The following is a 20,408-nucleotide window of genomic DNA, read 5'->3' on the forward strand; positions in this document are numbered from 1 at the left end:
ATCTCTTCACAACGGACGACTATCATACCAGCCCGCAGGCAGATCCCCAATCGATACGCTTGTGTTGGCGGATTCGGGTATCCCCCCTCAGCAGTGCCGACAGCGTGTTTTGGTAATGCCTTTCACGCGGTTATCGGCTACCCTAGTGGCGAGTACGTGACCAGGCGAGTGTATGCCGGGTCACTTTTATTATCAGGAGTTGTCATGACCGGGGAACATGTCATTTTGCTCGATGAGCAAGATAAGCCTGTTGGCAGGCTGGAAAAATATGCCGCCCATACCCTCAATACCCCTTTGCACCTCGCCTTTTCCTGCTGGTTGTTTAATGACCATGGCCAGCTACTGGTGACGCGTCGTTCACTGGGCAAAAAAGCCTGGCCCGGCGTCTGGACCAACTCCGTCTGCGGACATCCTCAGAGCGGAGAGACGTTTGACCAGGCCGTGACGCGGCGCAGCCGTTTTGAACTCGGCGTTAACATTGCCAACATCACCCCCGTTCATCCGGCGTTTCGTTACCGGGCGGTGGCCCCAAACGGGATTGTCGAAAACGAAGTCTGCCCGGTTTACGCCGCACGGATTATCAGTCCGCTGCAGGCCAATAGCGACGAGGTTATGGACTATCAATGGTGTGAGCTGGAGGATTTACTGCAGTCGTTGGCGCTCACGCCGTGGGCCTACAGCCCGTGGATGGTGCTCGAAGCGGCTGATGATAACGCCCGACAAGCGTTAAGAAACTATGTCGCGCAGCTGCGCTATTAGCCGTAATGCCGGATAGCGGTTTTTTCGCCGCCTGTCCGCCCCCTCTCTCGACTCGTGCAGCGGGTGGCTGAGGCACAAACAAAAAACCCCGGCATTGCCGGGGTTGCGCTTTGGGCGGTCGGTCTTATTTAACCGGACGCATCGCCGGGAACAGGATGACGTCGCGGATGGTGTGACTGTTGGTAAACAGCATTACCATACGGTCAATACCGATACCCAGACCTGCGGTCGGCGGCAGACCATGTTCCAGCGCGGTCACGTAGTCTTCATCGTAGAACATGGCTTCATCGTCACCAGCGGCTTTCGCATTCACCTGGTCCTGGAAGCGCTGCGCCTGGTCTTCGGCGTCGTTCAGCTCGCTGAAGCCGTTACCGATTTCACGGCCGCCGATAAAGAACTCAAAGCGGTCGGTGATTTCCGGGTTCTGGTCATTACGACGCGCCAGCGGAGAGACTTCGGCCGGGTATTCGGTGATAAAGGTCGGCTGAATCAGGTGCGCTTCCGCCACTTCTTCAAAGATCTCCGTCACGATACGGCCCAGACCCCAGCTCTTCTCAACGTGAATGCCGATGGACTCTGCAATCGCCTTCGCAGAATCGAAGTTATCCAGATCCGCCATCTCGGTTTGCGGACGGTATTTCTTGATAGCTTCACGCATGGTCAGTTTTTCAAACGGCTTGCCGAAGTCGAAGGTCTGATCGCCATAAGGCACCGCGGTGTTGCCCAGAATATCCTGCGCCAGGGTGCGGAACAGGGATTCGGTCAGCTCGATCAGATCTTTATAGTCCGCGTACGCCATGTAGAGTTCCATCATGGTGAACTCTGGGTTGTGACGCACGGAGATGCCTTCGTTACGGAAGTTACGGTTGATTTCGAACACGCGTTCGAAGCCGCCCACAACCAGACGCTTCAGGTACAGTTCCGGCGCGATACGCAGGTACATGTCCATATCCAGCGCGTTGTGATGGGTGATGAACGGACGGGCAGACGCACCGCCGGGGATCACCTGCATCATTGGGGTTTCCACTTCCATAAAGTCGCGCCCCACCATGAACTGGCGGATACCGGCCAGAATCCGGGAGCGAATCTTAAAGGTCTTACGGGATTCGTCGTTAGAGATCAGGTCCAGATAGCGCTGACGGTAGCGCGCTTCCTGATCCTGCAGACCGTGGAATTTGTCCGGCAGCGGGCGCAGGGCTTTGGTCAGCAGACGCAGTTCGCTGCAGTGAATAGAGAGCTCGCCGGTTTTGGTTTTGAACAGCTTACCGCGCGCCGCGATGATATCGCCGAGGTCCCATTTTTTGAACTGCTCGTTGTAGACGCCTTCCGGCAGATCGTCACGCGCGACGTACAGCTGAATGCGGCCGCCGACGTCCTGCAAAGTGACGAAAGAGGCTTTACCCATAATCCGGCGGGTCATCATACGGCCAGCAACGGAGACTTCAACGTTCAGTGCCTCCAGCTCTTCGTTTTCTTTCGCATCGAAGTCAGCGTGCAGTTGGTCAGAGGTATGGTCACGACGGAAATCGTTCGGGAACGGAATACCCTGCTCACGAAGCTGAGCCAGCTTTTCACGACGGGCTTTCAGTTCATTATTAAGGTCAATTGCCGCGTCAGCGCCCTGTGCTTGTTGTTCAGACATGTTGGTTCCTCATAACCCTGCTTTCAAACTTGCTTCGATAAATTGATCCAGGCTGCCGTCCAGCACGGCCTGAGTATTGCGGGTTTCCACCCCGGTGCGCAGATCTTTAATGCGGGAGTCATCCAGCACGTAAGAACGGATCTGGCTGCCCCAGCCGATGTCGGATTTGGTATCTTCCATCGCCTGCTTCTCGGCATTTTTCTTCTGCATTTCCAGCTCATAAAGCTTGGCTTTCATCTGCTTCATGGCCTGGTCTTTGTTCTTGTGCTGCGAACGGTCGTTCTGGCACTGCGTCACTAAGCCGGTCGGAATGTGGGTGATACGCACCGCGGATTCCGTACGGTTAACGTGCTGACCACCCGCGCCGGAGGCGCGATAAACGTCAATGCGCAGGTCCGCCGGGTTGATTTCGATATCAATGTCTTCATCCACTTCCGGATAGACGAACGCGGAGCTGAAGGAGGTGTGGCGGCGGCCGCCGGAATCGAACGGGCTCTTACGCACCAGGCGGTGGACGCCGGTTTCGGTACGCAGCCAGCCGTAGGCGTAATCGCCGATAATCTTGATGGTCACGGACTTAATGCCCGCCACTTCGCCTTCAGACTCTTCAATAATTTCGGTCTTGAAGCCACGCGCTTCGGCCCAGCGCAGATACATACGCGTCAGCATGCTGGCCCAGTCCTGCGCTTCCGTACCGCCGGAACCGGCCTGAATATCGAGATAGCAATCGGCGCTGTCGTACTCGCCGGAGAACATGCGACGGAACTCAAGCTGCGCCAGTTTCTCTTCCAGCACGTCAAGTTCGGCAATGGCTTCGTTGAAGGTCTCTTCGTCGTCGGCTTCGACAGCCAGCTCCAGCAGTCCGGAAACATCTTCCAGCCCCTGAGACATTTGATCCAACGTGTCAACGATGGCTTCCAGTGAAGAACGCTCTTTACCCAGCGCCTGTGCGCGCTCGGGTTCGTTCCACACGTCCGGCTGCTCCAGCTCGGCGTTTACTTCTTCCAGACGCTCTTTCTTGGCATCGTAGTCAAAGATACCCCCTAAGAACGTCGGAGCGCTCCGTGAGGTCCTGAATGCGGTTTTTTACCGGATTTATTTCAAACATGATCGATTTTCTTTTAATGGATTGGTCAAAATGCGGTGATAAGAGCGGAATTGTACCGGATCCCCGCTCTCTTTTATAGACACTTCGGCCTTCCGTCAGCCTGTTTGTTGCCGACTTTTTCGTCAGACCGGCCAGAGATGGTCGATGATAAGCTGCAGGCTGCGATTGCCGCGGAACTCATTAATATCGAGCTTATAGGCCAGGGTGACTTCGCGCACGCCGTTATCCGGCCAAATCGAAGTATCAACGTTGAAGGCAATCCCGTCCAGCAGCGGGCCGCCGCCAACCGGCTCGACCATCACCTTGAGATGCCGCTCGCCCACCAGGCGCTGCTGTAGCAGACGGAAACGACCGTCAAACAGCGGCTCCGGGAACATCTGTCCCCAGGGCCCCGCTTCACGGAGCAGATGCGCGACCTCCATGCTCATCTCGGCCGCATCCAGCGGACCGTCAGAGACCACTTCCCCCTGCAACAGCGCCGGATCCAGCCATTCGGTGACCAGGTCGCCGAAACGCTGCTGAAACTCCTCAAAGCGCGCCTCTTCCAGCGACAGTCCCGCCGCCATCGCGTGGCCGCCGAACTTAAGAATGAGCCCCGGATGCAGCGTATCAAGACGTTCAAGCGCATCGCGCATATGCAACCCCTGGATAGAGCGCCCGGAGCCTTTTAACAGCCCGTCGCCGGTTGGGGCGAAGGCAATGACCGGGCGATGGAAGCGCTCTTTAATCCGCGACGCCAGAATCCCGACCACCCCCTGGTGCCACTGCGGATGATACATCGCCAGCCCGCCGGGCAGCGTGTCGCCGCTGCGTTCAAGCTGCTGGCACAGCGTCAGCGCTTCCGCCTGCATCCCTTGCTCAATCTCTTTGCGCGTCTGGTTCAGCGCATCCAGTTCATTGGCCAGCATCCGCGCTTCGCCGACGTTATCGCACAACAGCAGCGCCACGCCGACCGACATATCATCCAGCCGGCCTGCCGCATTCAGCCGCGGTCCCAGGGCAAACCCCAGGTCGCTGGCCGCCAGTTTTTGCGGATCGCGGTTGGCAATCTCCAGCAGCGCTTTGATCCCCGGACGGCACTTACCAGCACGGATACGGCTCAGCCCCTGCCAGGTGAGAATGCGGTTATTAGCATCGAGCGGCACGACGTCAGCCACCGTCCCGAGCGCGACCAGATCCAGCAGTTCGGCGAGATTCGGCGGCGCGATGCCCCGCTCTGCAAACCAGTTTTTATCACGCAGGAAGGTGCGCAGCGCCAACATCAAATAGAACGCCACCCCGACGCCGGCCAGCGATTTCGAAGGGAAATCGCAGTCGCGCAGGTTCGGGTTGACGATAGCCTCCGCCGCCGGCAGCGTCTCACCCGGCAGGTGGTGATCGGTCACCACCACCGGAATACCCAGCGCATGAGCATGATCGACGCCGCTATGCGACGAGATACCGTTATCCACGGTCATAATCATCTGCGCACCGCGGGCGTGGGCCTGATCGACCACCTCGGGACTTAACCCGTAGCCATCTTCAAAGCGATTGGGTACCAGATAAGAGACATTACTGTAGCCGAGCGCGCGCATTGCCAGCACGCTCAGCGCGGTGCTGGTCGCGCCATCGGCGTCAAAATCACCGACCACAACAATGTGCCGCTGTTGCCTGAATGCGCCGTAGAGCATCTCCACGGCTTGTTCGATGCCGGTCAGTTGCGTCCACGGCAACATGCCTTTGACGCTGCGCTCCAGCTCCTGCGCATGCAGGACGCCGCGGCTGGCGTACAGCCGCTGCAGCAGCGGCGACAGGTCGGCGGGGAGTTCAGCCCCTTCAACCACCTCACGGCGGCGTAGTTGTATCTGTTGTTTCACGCGAATTATTTACCGCTTGTCTGTTTTTGATGCTCATCAAGGAAGGCTTTCAGCTCTTTCGGCCCCTGATAACCCGGAAGCACGTAGCCGTTGCTCAGCACCATCGCCGGCGTTCCATTGACGCCAAACTGCACGCCAAGCGTGTAGTGTTTGCTGATATCAACCGGGCAGCTCGCCGGCTGGATGCCTTTACCGCTCATCGCATCATCCAGCGCTTTGTTACGATCTTTGGCGCACCAGATAGCTTTCATATCCTGCGCGGTCTGGCTTTGCAGCCCCTGGCGCGGGAAGGCCAGGTAGCGAACGGTAATCCCCAGCGCGTTGTAGTCGCTCATCTCTTCGTGCAGCTTGTGGCAGTAGCCGCAGGTAATGTCGGTGAAAACGGTGATAACGTGTTTTTCCTGCGGCGCTTTATAGATAATCATCTCTTTTTCCAGCGCATTCAGCTTGCCCACCAGCAGCGCGTTGGTGACGTTTACCGGCTGTGGGCCGCCGACGTCGTACATCGGCCCCTGGATGACGTGTTTACCGTCATCGGTCACATACAGCACGCCGCTGTCGGTCAGTACGGTGCTCATTCCGGCAACCGGCGAAGGTTGAATATCCGTACTCTGTACGCCCAGTTTTGCCAGCGACCGTTTGATAGCCGCGTTATCCGCATGGGCCGCACCGGACAGCGTCGCCGCCAGCAGCGTAAACATCAATAAACCTTTTTTCATACTCAGTCCTTTTATTCAGCACTCACGCCCGCGGGTGGTGCTGTTGATGAAGTTGTCTCAGACGCTCGGTCGCAACATGGGTGTAGATCTGCGTCGTAGAGAGATCGCTGTGTCCCAACAGCATCTGTACCACGCGTAAGTCTGCGCCATGGTTGAGTAAATGCGTGGCAAACGCATGGCGTAAAACGTGCGGGGAGAGCTTCGCGCTATCTATCCCGGCCAGCACGGCATAGTGCTTAATCCGATGCCAGAAGGTCTGGCGCGTCATTTGCTGCGCGCGCTGGCTGGGGAAAAGCACATCGGATGCCACGCCGTTCAGCAGCCAGGGGCGCCCGTACTCCAGGTAGTTCTCAACCCACAGCACCGCCTCTTCGCCAAGCGGAACCAGCCGCTCTTTGTTGCCTTTGCCGACGACCCGCAGGACGCCCTGGCGCAGGCTGATGTCGCTCATCGTCAGACCCACCAGTTCCGACACGCGCAGGCCGGTGGCATACAGCACCTCAAGCATCGCTTTATCGCGCAATTCCAGAGGCTGATCGACCAGCGGCGCCTGCAGCAGGCGATCGACCTGCGCCTCGCTCAGATCTTTCGGCAGCCGCTGCGGCAGCTTCGGCGACGCCAGCAGCGCGCTGGGGTCATCCGGGCGGATTTTCTCCCGATAGAGGTGCTGGAAGAAACGGCGCACGGCGCTCAACAGGCGCGCGGTACTGGTGGCTTTATAGCCGCCCGTTTGTCTCTCAGCCAGCAGCGCCTGCAGATCCTCGCCGCTCACGCTAACCAGCGACGATCCGCGATGATGCAGCCATTCCACGACCATGGTCAGATCCCGACGGTAGGCGCTCAGCGTATTTTCCGCCAGATTGCGCTCCAGCCACAAGGCATCAAGAAACTGTTCGATTCGTGCGAGATCCTCTTTCACATCGCCCTCTTTGCTCGTTAAAACGGCTTCAGTATACCCAAATAAGTGGCCCGACTGGGCAAAAACGGCGGCGCTGTTTTTGCCGGCGACCTGACAGAGCAGCTTAAGTATGCGGCTGACGACGGCTTTCTGATAAACTAGCCGCAAAATCACCGCATGAATTGAGATGTTTACGCCATGAACATAGGTCTTTTTTACGGCTCCAGTACCTGCTACACCGAGATGGCAGCGGAGAAGATCCGCGATATCATCGGCCCGGAATTAGTGACGCTGCATAATCTGAAAGATGATTCCCCTTCCCTGATGACACAGTATGACGTGTTGATTCTCGGCATCCCGACGTGGGATTTCGGCGAAATTCAGGAAGACTGGGAAGCCGTCTGGCAGCAGCTGGATACGCTGGTTCTGCAGGATAAAATTGTGGCGCTGTATGGCATGGGTGACCAGCTGGGTTACGGCGAATGGTTCCTTGACGCGCTGGGAATGCTGCACGACAAACTGAGCGCCAAAGGCGTGAAGTTTATCGGTTACTGGCCGACGGAAGGTTACGAATTCACCAGCCAGAAACCGATTATCGCCGATGGCCAGCTGTTTGTTGGCCTCGCGCTTGATGAAACGAACCAGTATGACCTGAGCGACGAGCGCATCCAGAACTGGTGCGAACAAATCCTCGGCGAAATGGCAGAGCAGTTCGCCTGATTTGCTTAATCCTGTGCCGGTTTTTGTAACACCAACCGGCGCAGATCTCGCCACTCTCTGGCATCCATACTGTCTGCAGCGACCCACAGATGCTGGCGGCGGCGTGTTTGCATATCCTGCAGGCGCAGCAACATCCCGCTATTAATCACCCACGGCGTGCCGACAATCTCCCACTCCGCTTTTTGCCAACGCAGACGCGAATCGGTCATCAGCTTTATTTCCCCCCGGCAGGCGTGGATCCGCCGCTGGCTGCGCACGCTGTCGAACACCACCAGCGACAGCAGCAGTAGCCAAAGCGGTGTGTAGCTCAGCGGCCACGGCATCAGCAGCACAATAGCCGCCACAACGCCATGTAGCAGCAGCGAGAACCACTGTGAACGCCAGGAAATGCGTAAATCAGATTGCCACAGGACCACGTTCCCGATTCCGAGTCTGGATTAATTTTACCATCCGTTGCAGTTGCGCATCAGCCGGTTCGCCATGATTCATCAGCCAGTTAAACAGATCCGGATCGTCGTTTTCTAACAGGCGGATGAACAGCTGTTTGTCTTCATCGCTGAGCGTATCGTACTCATACTCGAAAAACGGCATGATGGAGATATCAAGTTCACGCATACCCCGGCGGCATGCCCAGTGGATGCGGGCTTTATTCGTAATGTCCATGTTGTCCTTCCAGCATAAAAGAGTCTGACATCGTCCTTCAGGGCGCCGAAAAGCGGCCTGAACAGACGTTGTTGATAGGTTAGTGTAACCCGTTTTTTGCACTTACTTTACAGCAATATCGAGAACAGAGAACGCCATTCCACAAAAACCACAGCGAAGATATGGACTTATCCCTCACCTTTGTTTCCCCATTTGTGCTTTCAGGGCACAAATGGCCTGCCAAAAGCGCTTGCATTGCACCATAGCTCTTTTACCATTAGCTATTCACTCTGCGTTAAGCTATTCAGGACATGACTATGGCTTTTACACCTTTTCCTCCGCGTCAGCCCTCCTCTTCCGCTCGTCTGCCGTTAACGCTGATGACCCTGGATGACTGGGCGCTGGCGACGATTACCGGTCAGGATGGCGAGAAGTATCTGCAGGGGCAGATTACCGCCGATGTCAGCGCGTTAACCGACGATCGGCATCTGCTTGCCGCGCACTGCGATGCCAAGGGCAAGATGTGGAGCAACCTGCGAGTCTTCCGCCGGGGCGGTGGTTTCGCCTGGATTGAACGCCGCAGCCTGCGCGAAGCGCAGCTCACCGAACTCAAGAAATATGCGGTGTTCTCCAAAGTGACCATTGCCGCCGATGATGAACACGTCCTGCTGGGCGTTGCCGGTTTCCAGGCCCGCGCCGCGCTGGCGCCGCTGTTCAGCGAACTTCCGGGCAGCGACAAACCGTTGATCACCGATGGCGTGACCAGCCTGCTGTGGTTTGAACATCCGGCGGAGCGCTTTCTGCTGGTGACCGATGTGGAAACCGCTACCCGCGTGGCCGACGCGTTGCGCAGCGACGCGCAGCTAAACAACAGCCAGCAGTGGCTGGCGCTCAACATCGAAGCCGGTCTGCCGGTTATCGACAGCGCCAACAGCGCGCAGTTCATCCCGCAGGCAACGAATCTGCAGGCGTTGGGCGGTATCAGCTTCAAAAAAGGCTGCTATACCGGCCAGGAAATGGTCGCCCGGGCGAAATTCCGCGGCGCAAACAAACGCGCGCTGTGGTATCTGGCCGGAAAGGCGAGCCGCGTCCCGGAAGCCGGAGAAGATCTTGAACTGAAAATGGGTGAAAACTGGCGCCGGACCGGCACCGTGCTGGCGGCGGTGCTGCTGGATGATGGTCAGCTGCTGGTGCAGGTGGTGATGAATAACGATATGGAGCCAGACAGCGTATTCCGCGTGCGCGATGATGCCGGCACATTAAACATCGTCCCACTGCCATACTCGCTGGAAGAAGAGTAGATTTTCGTTTCCGGGTAATAGCGATGTTGATGCTATTACCCGGCCAGCACCAGCCCGGACTGCGCGGACCTGTAGCCCCGCCGCCGGGGAGTTACCCGATAATGCGACGTTTTATTTATACCTGGCCAACATACAAATAAATAGCCAGGAAGTGACATACGCTGCCGCCCAGCACAAAACCGTGCCAGATAGCATGGTTATAAGGAATGCGCTTGCAGACGTAGAAGATAACCCCCAGCGAATACACCACGCCCCCAACCGCCAACAGCGTGACGCCCCCTGCCGCCAGTTTGATCGCCAGTTGATAAACCACAATCAACGACAGCCAGCCCATCGTCAGATAGGTCACCAGAGAGAGGACCTTAAAGCGGTGCGCAATGGTGAGCTTAAACAAGATCCCCAGCAGCGCCAGGCTCCAGATGACCACCATCAGGCCGCGCGCAAGCGGTGAATTGAGCCCTACCAGGAGAAAAGGCGTATAGGTTCCCGCAATCAGCAGATAGATGGCGCAGTGATCGAATTTTTTCAGCCACTGCTTGGCTCGCTGATGAGGAATAGCATGATAGAGGGTGGAGGCGAGAAACAGCATAATCATGCTGCCGCCGTACAGACTATAGCTGGTTATCGCCGTTGCGCTGGCATTGCTGTCTACCGCCTGTACCAGCAGGAGGACCAGACCGACGATGCCAAACACCAGCCCGATACCGTGACTGATACTGTTGGCAACTTCCTCTGCCAAAGAATAACCCTGCGTGATTAATGGTTTGCGAACCATATTTGACTCCGAAAACAAGAACGCTTTCAATGCCCGTCTAGGGTAACTGAGAATGATTCCAGTGAACACCTGTTAGCTAAAATAAAAAGATGAATATTTGTAAACATTGTAAAATCATAATGTTACATTAAAATTTCAACTAACAGCCGTTCGCTGTTCTATCAAAGTTTTTTGAATTCAATAACATAAAACTGCTCTTCGCCGGGATAGATCGCCGTAATCACCTGCCGCAGCTGCGCGAGGGTCATATTCTCCTGTTCGGCATGGCGTTCCGTGAGGCTGTCGAGCGTCACCGTGGACGTCGCCGTCACGCTAATCGTGCAAAAATAGCCGTCATCTTCATAACGGCCGACGAGCAGCACGTCGCCGGTTTTAAAATGCGACTCGGCGGCATTACGAATGGTGATGGTTTTACGCCCGGCGAGGATGTCGTCCTGAAAGCGCTGAAAAAAGGTTATGTCATTCGGCTGCATGGTATAATTCCATCCTGGTTATGATGAATTGTGAGTTATTACTGTGAGTATGTTCTCCCACGCCGCGATCGCCAGTCTCAATAATCTTGAGATGATGGTCTACCACTACGTCATTAAAAATCGTGACAAAGTGATGTATATGACCATCCGCGAGCTGGCAGAAGCCGCCGGGGTCTCGACGACCACCGTCCTGCGCTTTTGTCGTAAACTGCAGTGCGAAGGCTACTCGGAGTTTCGCGTCCGCTTTAAATTATATCTTGAGCAGAACCAGCCTCAACAGGCCAATATCGGCGCCAGCGAAATTATGAGTTTTTTTAAAAGCGTCAACAATGACGAATTTGATCATTTACTCGAACGCGCCGTCGATATTATTCTCGCATCGGAACGTATTATATTTGTCGGCGCAGGTACCTCCGGCGCGCTGGCAAAATATGGCGCACGCTTTTTCTCCAACGTCGGAAAATTCAGCAATCATATCGACGACCCTTATTTCCCGGTCACCAACGACATGGCGCGTAACGCGCTGGCGATCGTCTTGTCCGTTTCCGGGGAGACCGAAGAGATTCTCCGCTTCGCCAGCCAGTTCAGCCTGCATAACTGCAAGGTGATGTCGGTCACCAGCCATGAGCACTCCCGACTGGCGAAGCTGGCGGACTTTAACCTCTCCTGGCACGTCCCGCAAACCCGCATCGGCGGCGTGTATGATATTACCACCCAAATTCCGGTTATTTATATTCTGGAATCCCTGGGGCGTAAATTAGCCCGTAAACTCAGCTGAAAATAACACCCTGTTTTTTCGATGTAACATATTCCAGCTGAGGGAAATTGTTATATCGTGACATTTATTTCCCCTTTGTTAGACTCGCCAACAGATGCTATTTGACGAGACGAGCAAAGATGAAAAAAATCACCTTACCAAAAGACTTTTTATGGGGCGGCGCGGTCGCGGCGCACCAGGTGGAAGGCGGCTGGAATAAAGAGGGCAAAGGCCCGAGCATTTGCGATGTGCTGACCGGCGGCGCCCACGGCGTGCCGCGCGAAATCACCCATGAAGTGGAAGCCGGGAAATACTACCCGAACCACGAAGCCATCGACTTCCACGGCCGCTACAAAGAAGACATCAGGCTGTTTGCCGAAATGGGCTTCAAGTGTTTTCGTACCTCCATTGCCTGGACCCGTATCTTCCCGCAGGGTGATGAAACTCAGCCCAACGAAGAGGGGCTGCAGTTTTATGACGACATGTTCGATGAGCTGCTGAAGTACAACATCGAGCCGGTTATCACCCTCTCCCACTTCGAAATGCCGCTGCATCTGGTGCAGCAGTACGGTGGCTGGACCAACCGCAAAGTGGTCGATTTCTTTGTGCGCTTCGCCGAAGTGGTCTTCGAGCGCTATAAGCACAAAGTGAAATACTGGATGACCTTCAACGAGATCAATAACCAGCGCAACTGGCGCGCCCCGTTGTTCGGCTACTGCTGTTCCGGCGTGGTCTATACCGATCACAAAAACCCGGAAGAGACCATGTACCAGGTGCTGCATCACCAGTTCGTTGCCAGCGCGCTGGCGGTGAAGGCGGCGCGACGCATCAATCCGCAGATGCAGGTCGGTTGCATGCTGGCAATGGTGGCGCTCTATCCGTTCTCCTGTAAACCTGACGATGTGATGTTCGCTCAGGAGTCGATGCGTGAACGTTACGTCTTTACCGACGTGCAGCTGCGCGGTTACTACCCGACCTACGTTCTCAATGAGTGGGAGCGTCGCGGGTTTAACATCGCGATGGCAGCGGGCGATGAGCAGATCCTGCGCGAAGGCACCTGCGATTACCTCGGTTTCAGCTACTACATGACCAACGCGGTCAAAGCGGAAGGCGGCAGCGGCGATGCCATCTCCGGCTTCGAAGGCAGCGTACCGAACCCGCACGTCAAAGCCTCCGACTGGGGCTGGCAGATTGACCCGGTGGGCCTGCGCTACTCGCTGTGCGAACTGTACGAACGCTATCAGAAACCGCTGTTTATCGTTGAAAACGGCTTCGGCGCCTACGACAAAGTGGAAGAAGACGGCAGCATCAACGACGACTACCGTATCGACTACCTGCGCGCGCATGTGGAAGAGATGATCAAAGCGGTGACTTACGATGGCGTCGAGCTGATGGGCTACACCCCGTGGGGCTGTATCGACTGCGTCTCCTTTACCACCGGCCAGTACAGCAAGCGCTACGGTTTTATTTACGTGAACAAGCATGACGACGGTACCGGCGACATGTCCCGCTCGCGCAAAAAAAGCTTCAACTGGTATAAAGAGGTCATTGCCAGCAACGGTGAAAATCTCTGATTCCCTCTCAGCAATGCCCCCTCCTCGCCAGAGGGGAGGGCATTGCCCGTCTTACAGACAGTTCTCTACAGCTTTTAACATTGCTAAAACGCATTCGCCCGAGCGGCGGTGACTGGCATCATAATCCCCGGCTTGCGCTACGCTTAGCCGGGCTACAAGTGCCGGATGGTAGCCGTTATTTGCCGCCGACCTACGGCTGTAGCCCGGATAAGGCGTAGCCGCCATCCGGGTTCGCACATCTTATTTGCCGCCTGCCAGCTCCAGGAAACTACCTGTCACATAAGAGGCTTTGTCGCTCAGCAGCCAGGCGATGGCCTGTGCGACCTCCTCCGGCTGCCCGCCGCGCTGCATCGGCAGCCCCGCTTTCACCCGATCCACGCGCCCGGGCTCGCCGCCCGACGCGTGCATCCCGGTGTAGATAAAGCCGGGACGCACGCCGTTGACGCGAATCCCCTGCGCCGCCACTTCCAGCGACAGTCCGGTGGTCAACGTATCCACGGCCCCTTTCGAGGCGGCATAATCCACATATTCCCCCGGCGCGCCCAAACGCGATGCCGCCGATGAAACATTAACGATAGCCCCGCCTTTGCCGCCGTGGCGATGTGACATCCTCTTCACCGCCTCCCGGCAACAGAGGAAATAACCGGTGACATTGGTACTCAGCACCTGATTAATCCGCGCAGCGGTAAGGTTTTCCACGGTGCTTTGTGCAAACAGGATACCGGCGTTGTTAACCAGCGCGGTCAGCGGCTCCTCAAGACGGTCGATCCCGTCAAACATCGCCACCACCTGCGCCTCATCGCTGATATCTGCCCCCAGCGCAACGGCTTTACCGCCGAGGACGACGATCTCGTTGACCACCGCCATCGCCGCACCGATGTCGTGATGATAATTAACCACCACGGTATACCCTTCCTGCGCCAGCAGCAGCGCCGTCGCCTGACCTATTCCGCGGCTGGCGCCGGTAATCAGTGCTATAGCCATCCTCTCCCCCAAAAAATAAAGCCGCCGAAGCGCCTTTAAAAGATAGTCCAGTCAGTGGATTACTGGTATTCGCTCATCGGTACACAGGAGCAGAACAGGTTACGGTCGCCGTAGACATCGTCCAGACGCTTCACCGTCGGCCAGTATTTATTCGCCAGACCAGCCGGGAATACCGCCAGCTCGCGGGTATACGGATGATGCCATTCCGCCACCAGCTCACCCTGGGTATGCGGGGCGTTCACCAGCGGGTTATCTTCCAGCGGCCACTCGCCCGCTTTCACGCGATCGATTTCACTACGAATCGCCAGCATCGCCTCGATGAAGCGGTCCAGCTCAACTTTGCTTTCTGATTCCGTCGGCTCAACCATCAGCGTACCGGCAACCGGGAAGGACATTGTCGGCGCGTGGAAACCGAAGTCGATCAGACGCTTAGCAATATCCAGCTCGCTGATACCGGTCTCCTCTTTCAGAGGACGAATATCCAGAATACATTCGTGCGCCACGCGACCGTCGCGGCCGGTATAAAGCACCGGGAACGCCTCTTTCAGGCGGGTCGCGATGTAGTTGGCATTGAGGATCGCCATCTGGCTCGCCTGCTTCAACCCTTCGGCGCCCATCATACGGATATACATCCAGCTGATTGGCAGAATGGAAGCGCTGCCGAACGGTGCAGCGGAAACCGCGCCCTGACGGGTCAGCATCCCTTCTATCTGTACCACGCTGTGGCCCGGAACAAACGGCGCCAGATGCGCTTTGACGCCAATCGGTCCCATACCCGGACCGCCGCCGCCGTGCGGAATGCAGAAGGTTTTGTGCAGGTTAAGGTGCGAGACGTCCGCGCCGATAAAGCCCGGAGAGGTAATGCCGACCTGGGCGTTCATGTTGGCGCCGTCGAGGTAAACCTGCCCGCCGGACTGATGCACTATCTCGCACACTTCGCGGATCGTCTCTTCGTAAACGCCGTGCGTTGACGGGTAGGTCACCATGATACAGGAGAGATTTTCACCCGCCTGCTCCGCCTTGAGGCGCAGATCCGCAAGATCAATGTTGCCGTTTTTATCACAGGCGACAACCACAACCTGCATTCCGGCCATCTGTGCCGATGCCGGGTTGGTGCCGTGCGCAGAACTTGGGATCAGGCAGATGTCGCGATGGCCTTCATGGCGGCTTTCGTGATAGTGGCGAATAGCCAGCAGGCCCGCATACTCGCCCTGCGCGCCGGAGTTTGGCTGCATGCAGACGGCATCGTAGCCGGTCAGTTTTACCAGCCAGTCGGAGAGCTGGGCGATCATCTGGTGGTAGCCTTCCGCCTGCTCCGCCGGGCAGAACGGGTGCAGCTCGGCAAATTCAGGCCAGGTGATCGGGATCATTTCCGCCGCGGCGTTGAGCTTCATGGTGCAGGATCCCAGCGGGATCATCGCCTGGTTCAGCGCCAGATCTTTACGCTCCAGCGAATGCATGTAGCGCATCATCTCGGTTTCGCTGTGGTAGCGATTGAACACCGGGTGCGTCAGGATCGCGTCGTTACGCAGCATGCTTTCCGGGATCGAGCGGCTGTCGAGCGCCACGTCTTTATCCAGCGTCTCAATATCCAGACCATGATCGTCGCCGATAATGGCGCGGAACAGGTTCAGCACATCTTCGCGGGTTGTCGCTTCATCAAGGGTGATGCCAACGGCATTATGGATGTCGCTGCGCAGGTTAATTTCCAGCGCTTCGGCGCGTGCCAGCACCGCCGCTTTGTCGACCACTTCCACGCACAGAGTGTCGAAGTAGTGGGCATGGCGCAGCCTGAGTCCTTTTTTCTGCAGCCCGTCGGCCAGAATATCGGTCAGGCGATGGATACGGCTGGCGATGCGCTTGAGGCCCTCTGGCCCGTGGAACACCGCGTACAGGCTGGCGATGTTTGCCAGCAGTACCTGGGAAGTACAAATATTGGAGTTCGCTTTCTCGCGACGGATATGCTGTTCGCGGGTCTGCATCGCCATACGCAGCGCGGTGTTACCGGCGGCATCTTTTGATACGCCGATAATACGGCCCGGCATCGAGCGTTTAAATTCATCTTTTGCGGCAAAGAAAGCCGCGTGCGGGCCGCCGTAGCCCATCGGCACGCCAAAACGCTGGGCGGAGCCAAAGACGATGTCGGCCCCCTGTTTGCCCGGCGCGGTCAACAGCACCAGCGCCATGAAGTCGGCGGCGACGCTGACCACGACTTTGCGCGCTTTCAGTTCGGCGATCAGCGTGCTGTAGTCATGAACTTCGCCGGTGGTGCCCACCTGCTGCAGCAGTACGCCGAAAACGTCCTGATGGTCGAGCGCTTTTTCCGCCTCATCAACGATGACGTCAAAACCAAAGGTTGCGGCGCGGGTGCGCACCACGTCCAGGGTCTGCGGATGTACGTCAGCGGCAACGAAGAAGCGATTCGCATTCTTCAGCTTGCTGACGCGTTTAGCCATCGCCATCGCTTCAGCACCGGCGGTCGCCTCATCCAGCAGCGAGGCGGAGGCGATATCCAGCCCGGTCAGATCGAGGGTCACCTGCTGGAAATTCAGCAGTGATTCCAGGCGGCCCTGGGAAACTTCCGGCTGGTAAGGGGTGTAAGCGGTATACCAGCCCGGGTTTTCCAGCATATTGCGCTGAATAACCGGCGGCAGCTGCACGGCGGTGTAGCCCATGCCGATGTAAGACTTGAAGCGCTTGTTGCGACCGGCGATCGCCTTCAGCTCCGCCAGCGCGGCGAATTCGGTAGTCGCGTCACCCACCTGCGGAGGGGTCGCCAGCTGAATATCCTGCGGCACAATCTGGCCAGTCAGAGCGTTAAGCGAATCGGCGCCGACGATATTCAGCATCTCCTGCTGTTGCTGAGCATCCGGACCGATGTGACGTTCAATAAAGGCGCCGCGGTTTTCAAGCTGACCTAAAGTCTGAGTCATGAGCGAGGGTTCCTGAAACGTGCAGTGAATCGTATGTGTCTTTACTTACCTGAACAGACAAAAATCATTCACGCTGCCGGCAGCGGATGCCCGCAGCGTGAAGGGGTAAGATATTTACTCGTTTTCCAGCAGTGCCGCATAGGCAGCCGCGTCAAGCAGGGCCGCAACCTGTGTTTCATCGCTGGCCTTAATTTTGAAGATCCAGCCGTCTGCGTACGGGTCGCTGTTCACCAGCTCCGGAGAGTCGTTCAGCTCTTCGTTCACCGCCACAATCTCGCCGCTAATCGGGGCATAAATATCTGAAGCCGCTTTCACCGACTCGGCAACCGCACAGTCGTCGCCTGCTTCAACAGTTGTGCCGACGTCCGGCAGATCGACGAAAACCATATCGCCAAGCAGTTCCTGGGCATGTTCGGTGATCCCGACGGTGTAGGTGCCGTCAGCGTCTTTGCGCAGCCATTCGTGTTCTTTACTGTATTTCAGTTCTGCTGGTACGTTGCTCATCAATTAATCTCCAGAAAAGGGGGAATCACACCACGGCTTTGCCGTTGCGTACAAAAACAGGTTTAGTCACTTTTACCGGCATTTCGCGGTTGCGAATCTGCACAATGGCCGTCTCGCCGATACCGGCCGGTACGCGCGCCAGCGCGATACTGTAGCCCAGCGTCGGCGAGAAGGTGCCACTGGTGATAATACCTTCTTTCTGATTACCGTCTGCATCGCTAAAGCGCACCGGCAAACCGCCGCGCAGGACGCCTTTCTCGGTCATCACCAGCCCCACCAGTTGCTCGGTACCCTTTTCACGCTGCAGTTCCAGCGCTTCGCGGCCGATGAACGCGCGATCGGCGGGTTCCCAGGCAATGGTCCAGCCCATATTCGCCGCCAGCGGAGAGATGCTTTCATCCATCTCCTGACCATACAGGTTCATCCCCGCTTCCAGACGCAAGGTATCGCGAGCGCCCAGACCGCACGGCTTCACGCCAGCGTCCAGCAGGCCACGCCAGAAATCAGCGGCCTGCTCATTCGGCATAGCGATTTCGTACCCGGCTTCACCGGTATAACCGGTGGTCGCAATAAACAGATCGCCGGCCTGCACGCCAAAAAACGGTTTCATCCCTTCTACAGCCTGACGCTGTGCGTCGGTGAACAGGGTTGCCGCTTTCGCTTTCGCCTGCGGCCCCTGTACGGCAATCAGCGAAAGATCGTCACGGACCGTCACCTCAAGGCCATAGGGTTCAGCCTGCCGGGTAATCCAGGCGAGATCTTTTTCACGGGTGGCGGAGTTAACCACGAGGCGGAAATAATCTTCGCGAAGGAAATAGACAATCAGGTCATCGATGACGCCGGCGGACGCGGTAAGCATGCCGGTATACAGCGCTTTGCCAGGCACCGTCAGCTTCGCGACGTCGTTAGCCAGCAGATGGCGCAGGAACTCCCGAATGCGGCTGCCGTGGAAATCGACGATGGTCATGTGCGAAACATCGAACATTCCGGCGTCGCCCCGCACCGCATGGTGCTCATCAATCTGGGAACCATAATGTAGCGGCATCATCCAGCCATGGAAGTCCACCATGCGAGCGCCGCACAGCGTGTGTTGTTCATACAACGGAGTCTGTTGAGCCATCTTTTCCTCATCGAATAAAACGGAACCCGCTACTGGGGTGGGCGATGTCATTGGGGCGATTTCGCACCAGGAAATCCGCCGTCGACGCGATGTCCTGGTGCCGACGCAAACGTTCTCTTTGGCCTGAACTTACCACCGAACCCGGCGCTAAACCATAAGCTAAATCAGGACATCACATTAGCTTATGACTAAAAGTCGCCAAAAAGACTACAGAGTTATTGACTGGAAAAAAGCGATTTACGCCACATAAAATTAACATATGAGACTGACAACACCGAGCATGATGGTATTTTATGCGAAAAAAGAGGCCTGATTTCTGTTTCAAAAAAAGAGAGGCATTAATAAAACTAATGCGAAAAAATGGGTGAAATTAGATTATTTCAAATGAGAGGAGAAAACCCGGCGCGGGGCCGGGAGAGAGAAGTGTGACGCGCTTAACGTAACCAGGCAGGAAGATCGTTTAGGCCCATTGCCTGGCGGATCAACTGCGGTTTGACGCCAGGTAGCGTATCCGCCAGTTTGAGGCCAATATCGCGCAGCAGTTTCTTCGCCGGGTGGCTGCCGGAGAACATTTCGCGAAAGCCCTGCATCCCCGCCAGCATCATCGCGGCGCTGTGCTTGCGGCTACGTTCATAGCGACGCAGGTACAGGTACTGACCAATATCTTTGCCCTGCGCATGCAGACGACGGAGTTCATCGATCAGTTCCGCTGCGTCCATAAAGCCCAGGTTCACCCCCTGGCCGGCCAGCGGATGGATGGTGTGCGCGGCATCGCCAACCAGCGCCAGGCGATGGGCGGCGAACTGGCGCGCGTAGCGACCGGTCAACGGGAAAGTCTGACGCTCGCTTGCCAGCTGGCACAGGCCAAGCCGGTTATCGAAGGCAATATTCAGCGCCTGATTAAACACCGCCTCGTCGGCCTGCTGCATCCGCTGCGCTTCCTGCGGCGCTAGCGACCAGACTATCGAACACAGATGCGGATCGCTCAGCGGCAGAAACGCCAGAATGCCGTCGCCGTGGAACGCCTGACGGGCAATCGCCTGATGCGGCTCTTCGGTACGAATGGTGGCCACCAGCGCATGATGGCGATAGTCCCAGAACGTCAGCGATATATCCGCTTTGTTGCGCAACCACGAGTTCGCGCCGTCGGCGCCGACCACCAGCCTGGCGGTCAACATCTTGCCATCCTGCAGGCTGAGAAATGCTTCGTTTTCTCCCCATGCCACCTGCTGCAACTGAGCCGGGGCCAGCAGCGTGACATCGGCGCAACGCTGCGCCTTTTGCCACAGCGCATGATGAACGACCGCATTTTCAATAATATGGCCAAGGTGGCTGAAACCCATACTCTGGTCATCAAAGCTGATGTGGCCAAAGCTGTCCTTATCCCACACTTCCATTCCGTGATAGCAGCTGGCGCGCCGGGCGATAATCTCCGGCCAGACATCCAGCCGGGTAAGCAGTTTTTCGCTGGCAGCGTTAATGGCGGATACCCGCAGCGCCGGCGGCGCGTCGGCGTTTAACGGCTGCGGCTCGGCTTGTTCCAGCACCGCAACCCGCAGCCCGCTGCCCTGCAAACCGCAGGCGACCGCCAGGCCCACCATGCCACCGCCAACAATGGCAACATCAACACTTTGCACGTTCAA

The 20,408-nt window shown here is 56.9% G+C and carries 19 protein-coding genes; 5 read left to right on the forward strand and 14 right to left on the reverse strand.

Going from position 1 to position 20,408, the window contains the following annotated elements; all coding sequences use genetic code 11:
• Positions 1–204 precede the first annotated feature (204 nt).
• Positions 205–759, forward strand: a complete 555-nt coding sequence (idi, locus tag FNY10_RS20730) for an isopentenyl-diphosphate Delta-isomerase (protein WP_160703244.1) — start codon at positions 205–207, stop codon at positions 757–759.
• Between the two features lie 124 nt (positions 760–883).
• Here idi and lysS read toward each other — a convergent pair whose 3' ends face one another.
• The 5 genes from lysS to xerD form a co-directional block, all read right to left on the reverse strand.
• Positions 884–2,401: a lysine--tRNA ligase gene (gene lysS / locus FNY10_RS20735; RefSeq protein ID WP_100684299.1), complete on the reverse strand. Its 1,518-nt coding sequence runs from the start codon at positions 2,399–2,401 to the stop codon at positions 884–886.
• Positions 2,402–2,410: 9 nt separating this feature from the next.
• A protein-coding gene (gene prfB / locus FNY10_RS20740; RefSeq protein ID WP_100684298.1) for a peptide chain release factor 2 occupies positions 2,411–3,509 on the reverse strand; the annotation gives its coding sequence in 2 pieces (ribosomal slippage) (positions 2,411–3,433 and positions 3,435–3,509; 1,098 coding nt in all).
• 122 nt (positions 3,510–3,631) lie between these two features.
• Positions 3,632–5,365: a single-stranded-DNA-specific exonuclease RecJ gene (gene recJ / locus FNY10_RS20745; RefSeq protein WP_141963520.1), complete on the reverse strand. Its 1,734-nt coding sequence runs from the start codon at positions 5,363–5,365 to the stop codon at positions 3,632–3,634.
• A 5-nt stretch (positions 5,366–5,370) separates the two neighbouring features.
• Positions 5,371–6,084: a bifunctional protein-disulfide isomerase/oxidoreductase DsbC gene (gene dsbC / locus FNY10_RS20750; RefSeq protein ID WP_160703246.1), complete on the reverse strand. Its 714-nt coding sequence runs from the start codon at positions 6,082–6,084 to the stop codon at positions 5,371–5,373.
• Positions 6,085–6,106: 22 nt separating this feature from the next.
• On the reverse strand, positions 6,107–7,003 hold the full coding sequence (gene xerD / locus FNY10_RS20755) for a site-specific tyrosine recombinase XerD (protein WP_100684392.1): 897 nt from the start codon (positions 7,001–7,003) through the stop codon (positions 6,107–6,109).
• Positions 7,004–7,180: 177 nt separating this feature from the next.
• On the opposite strand from xerD, the gene fldB reads away from it, so the two are divergent.
• Entirely contained in the window at positions 7,181–7,702 is a 522-nt protein-coding gene (gene fldB, locus FNY10_RS20760; RefSeq protein WP_131048606.1) for a flavodoxin FldB, read from the forward strand.
• Positions 7,703–7,707: 5 nt separating this feature from the next.
• Here fldB and FNY10_RS20765 read toward each other — a convergent pair whose 3' ends face one another.
• Together FNY10_RS20765 and sdhE are read right to left on the reverse strand one after the other, a co-directional pair.
• On the reverse strand, positions 7,708–8,118 hold the full coding sequence (locus FNY10_RS20765) for a protein YgfX (protein WP_100684294.1): 411 nt from the start codon (positions 8,116–8,118) through the stop codon (positions 7,708–7,710).
• Positions 8,099–8,365 carry an FAD assembly factor SdhE gene (gene sdhE / locus FNY10_RS20770; RefSeq protein ID WP_004867358.1) on the reverse strand — a complete coding sequence of 89 codons (267 nt, stop codon included), beginning with the start codon at positions 8,363–8,365 and terminating at the stop codon, positions 8,099–8,101. The genes FNY10_RS20765 and sdhE overlap by 20 nt, the downstream gene beginning before the upstream one ends.
• A gap of 296 nt (positions 8,366–8,661) precedes the next feature.
• Here sdhE and ygfZ point away from each other — a divergent pair, with 296 nt between their 5' ends.
• Positions 8,662–9,645, forward strand: a complete 984-nt coding sequence (gene ygfZ, locus FNY10_RS20775) for a tRNA-modifying protein YgfZ (protein WP_160703248.1) — start codon at positions 8,662–8,664, stop codon at positions 9,643–9,645.
• 115 nt (positions 9,646–9,760) lie between these two features.
• Here ygfZ and trhA read toward each other — a convergent pair whose 3' ends face one another.
• On the reverse strand, positions 9,761–10,420 hold the full coding sequence (gene trhA, locus FNY10_RS20780) for a PAQR family membrane homeostasis protein TrhA (RefSeq protein ID WP_131048604.1): 660 nt from the start codon (positions 10,418–10,420) through the stop codon (positions 9,761–9,763).
• Positions 10,421–10,581: 161 nt separating this feature from the next.
• Complete coding sequence (yqfB, locus tag FNY10_RS20785) at positions 10,582–10,893, reverse strand: N(4)-acetylcytidine aminohydrolase (protein WP_160703250.1); 312 nt, start codon at positions 10,891–10,893, stop codon at positions 10,582–10,584.
• A gap of 49 nt (positions 10,894–10,942) precedes the next feature.
• Here yqfB and FNY10_RS20790 point away from each other — a divergent pair, with 49 nt between their 5' ends.
• Both FNY10_RS20790 and FNY10_RS20795 read left to right on the forward strand, forming a co-directional pair.
• Complete coding sequence (locus tag FNY10_RS20790) at positions 10,943–11,671, forward strand: MurR/RpiR family transcriptional regulator (RefSeq protein ID WP_131048725.1); 729 nt, start codon at positions 10,943–10,945, stop codon at positions 11,669–11,671.
• A 119-nt stretch (positions 11,672–11,790) separates the two neighbouring features.
• A complete protein-coding gene (locus tag FNY10_RS20795; RefSeq protein ID WP_141963514.1) occupies positions 11,791–13,224 on the forward strand; it encodes a 6-phospho-beta-glucosidase in 1,434 nt (477 codons plus the stop codon).
• 240 nt (positions 13,225–13,464) lie between these two features.
• Here the strand turns inward: FNY10_RS20795 and FNY10_RS20800 are convergent, their stop codons facing one another.
• From FNY10_RS20800 to ubiI, 5 genes are all read right to left on the reverse strand, one after another.
• Positions 13,465–14,208, reverse strand: coding sequence for an SDR family oxidoreductase (locus FNY10_RS20800; protein ID WP_131048601.1), 744 nt, complete (start codon positions 14,206–14,208; stop codon positions 13,465–13,467).
• Between the two features lie 59 nt (positions 14,209–14,267).
• Positions 14,268–17,141, reverse strand: a complete 2,874-nt coding sequence (gene gcvP / locus FNY10_RS20805) for an aminomethyl-transferring glycine dehydrogenase (protein ID WP_141963512.1) — start codon at positions 17,139–17,141, stop codon at positions 14,268–14,270.
• A gap of 114 nt (positions 17,142–17,255) precedes the next feature.
• The gene (gcvH, locus tag FNY10_RS20810; RefSeq protein WP_131048599.1) at positions 17,256–17,645 is read right to left on the reverse strand and encodes a glycine cleavage system protein GcvH; all 390 of its coding nucleotides are present in this window, start codon (positions 17,643–17,645) and stop codon (positions 17,256–17,258) included.
• 25 nt (positions 17,646–17,670) lie between these two features.
• The gene (gene gcvT, locus FNY10_RS20815) at positions 17,671–18,765 is read right to left on the reverse strand and encodes a glycine cleavage system aminomethyltransferase GcvT (protein ID WP_100683392.1); all 1,095 of its coding nucleotides are present in this window, start codon (positions 18,763–18,765) and stop codon (positions 17,671–17,673) included.
• A gap of 434 nt (positions 18,766–19,199) precedes the next feature.
• Positions 19,200–20,402 carry an FAD-dependent 2-octaprenylphenol hydroxylase gene (gene ubiI, locus FNY10_RS20820; protein ID WP_160703252.1) on the reverse strand — a complete coding sequence of 401 codons (1,203 nt, stop codon included), beginning with the start codon at positions 20,400–20,402 and terminating at the stop codon, positions 19,200–19,202.
• Between the last annotated feature and the right edge of the window lie 6 nt (positions 20,403–20,408).

Origin of the sequence: Klebsiella sp. Lac1 (assembly GCF_009825425.1) — a bacterium.
GTDB lineage: Bacteria > Pseudomonadota > Gammaproteobacteria > Enterobacterales > Enterobacteriaceae > Klebsiella > Klebsiella electrica.

Excerpts from the sequence above, each read along its gene's own strand:
- idi (WP_160703244.1), top strand. The coding sequence starts at position 205 with ATGACCGGGGAACATGTCATTTTGCTCGATGAGCAAGATAAGCCTGTT.
- lysS (WP_100684299.1), bottom strand. The coding sequence starts at position 2,401 with ATGTCTGAACAACAAGCACAGGGCGCTGACGCGGCAATTGACCTTAAT.
- dsbC (WP_160703246.1), bottom strand. The coding sequence starts at position 6,084 with ATGAAAAAAGGTTTATTGATGTTTACGCTGCTGGCGGCGACGCTGTCC.
- fldB (WP_131048606.1), top strand. The coding sequence starts at position 7,181 with ATGAACATAGGTCTTTTTTACGGCTCCAGTACCTGCTACACCGAGATG.
- sdhE (WP_004867358.1), bottom strand. The coding sequence starts at position 8,365 with ATGGACATTACGAATAAAGCCCGCATCCACTGGGCATGCCGCCGGGGT.
- ygfZ (WP_160703248.1), top strand. The coding sequence starts at position 8,662 with ATGGCTTTTACACCTTTTCCTCCGCGTCAGCCCTCCTCTTCCGCTCGT.
- trhA (WP_131048604.1), bottom strand. The coding sequence starts at position 10,420 with ATGGTTCGCAAACCATTAATCACGCAGGGTTATTCTTTGGCAGAGGAA.
- yqfB (WP_160703250.1), bottom strand. The coding sequence starts at position 10,893 with ATGCAGCCGAATGACATAACCTTTTTTCAGCGCTTTCAGGACGACATC.
- FNY10_RS20790 (WP_131048725.1), top strand. The coding sequence starts at position 10,943 with ATGTTCTCCCACGCCGCGATCGCCAGTCTCAATAATCTTGAGATGATG.
- FNY10_RS20795 (WP_141963514.1), top strand. The coding sequence starts at position 11,791 with ATGAAAAAAATCACCTTACCAAAAGACTTTTTATGGGGCGGCGCGGTC.
- FNY10_RS20800 (WP_131048601.1), bottom strand. The coding sequence starts at position 14,208 with ATGGCTATAGCACTGATTACCGGCGCCAGCCGCGGAATAGGTCAGGCG.
- gcvP (WP_141963512.1), bottom strand. The coding sequence starts at position 17,141 with ATGACTCAGACTTTAGGTCAGCTTGAAAACCGCGGCGCCTTTATTGAA.
- gcvH (WP_131048599.1), bottom strand. The coding sequence starts at position 17,645 with ATGAGCAACGTACCAGCAGAACTGAAATACAGTAAAGAACACGAATGG.
- gcvT (WP_100683392.1), bottom strand. The coding sequence starts at position 18,765 with ATGGCTCAACAGACTCCGTTGTATGAACAACACACGCTGTGCGGCGCT.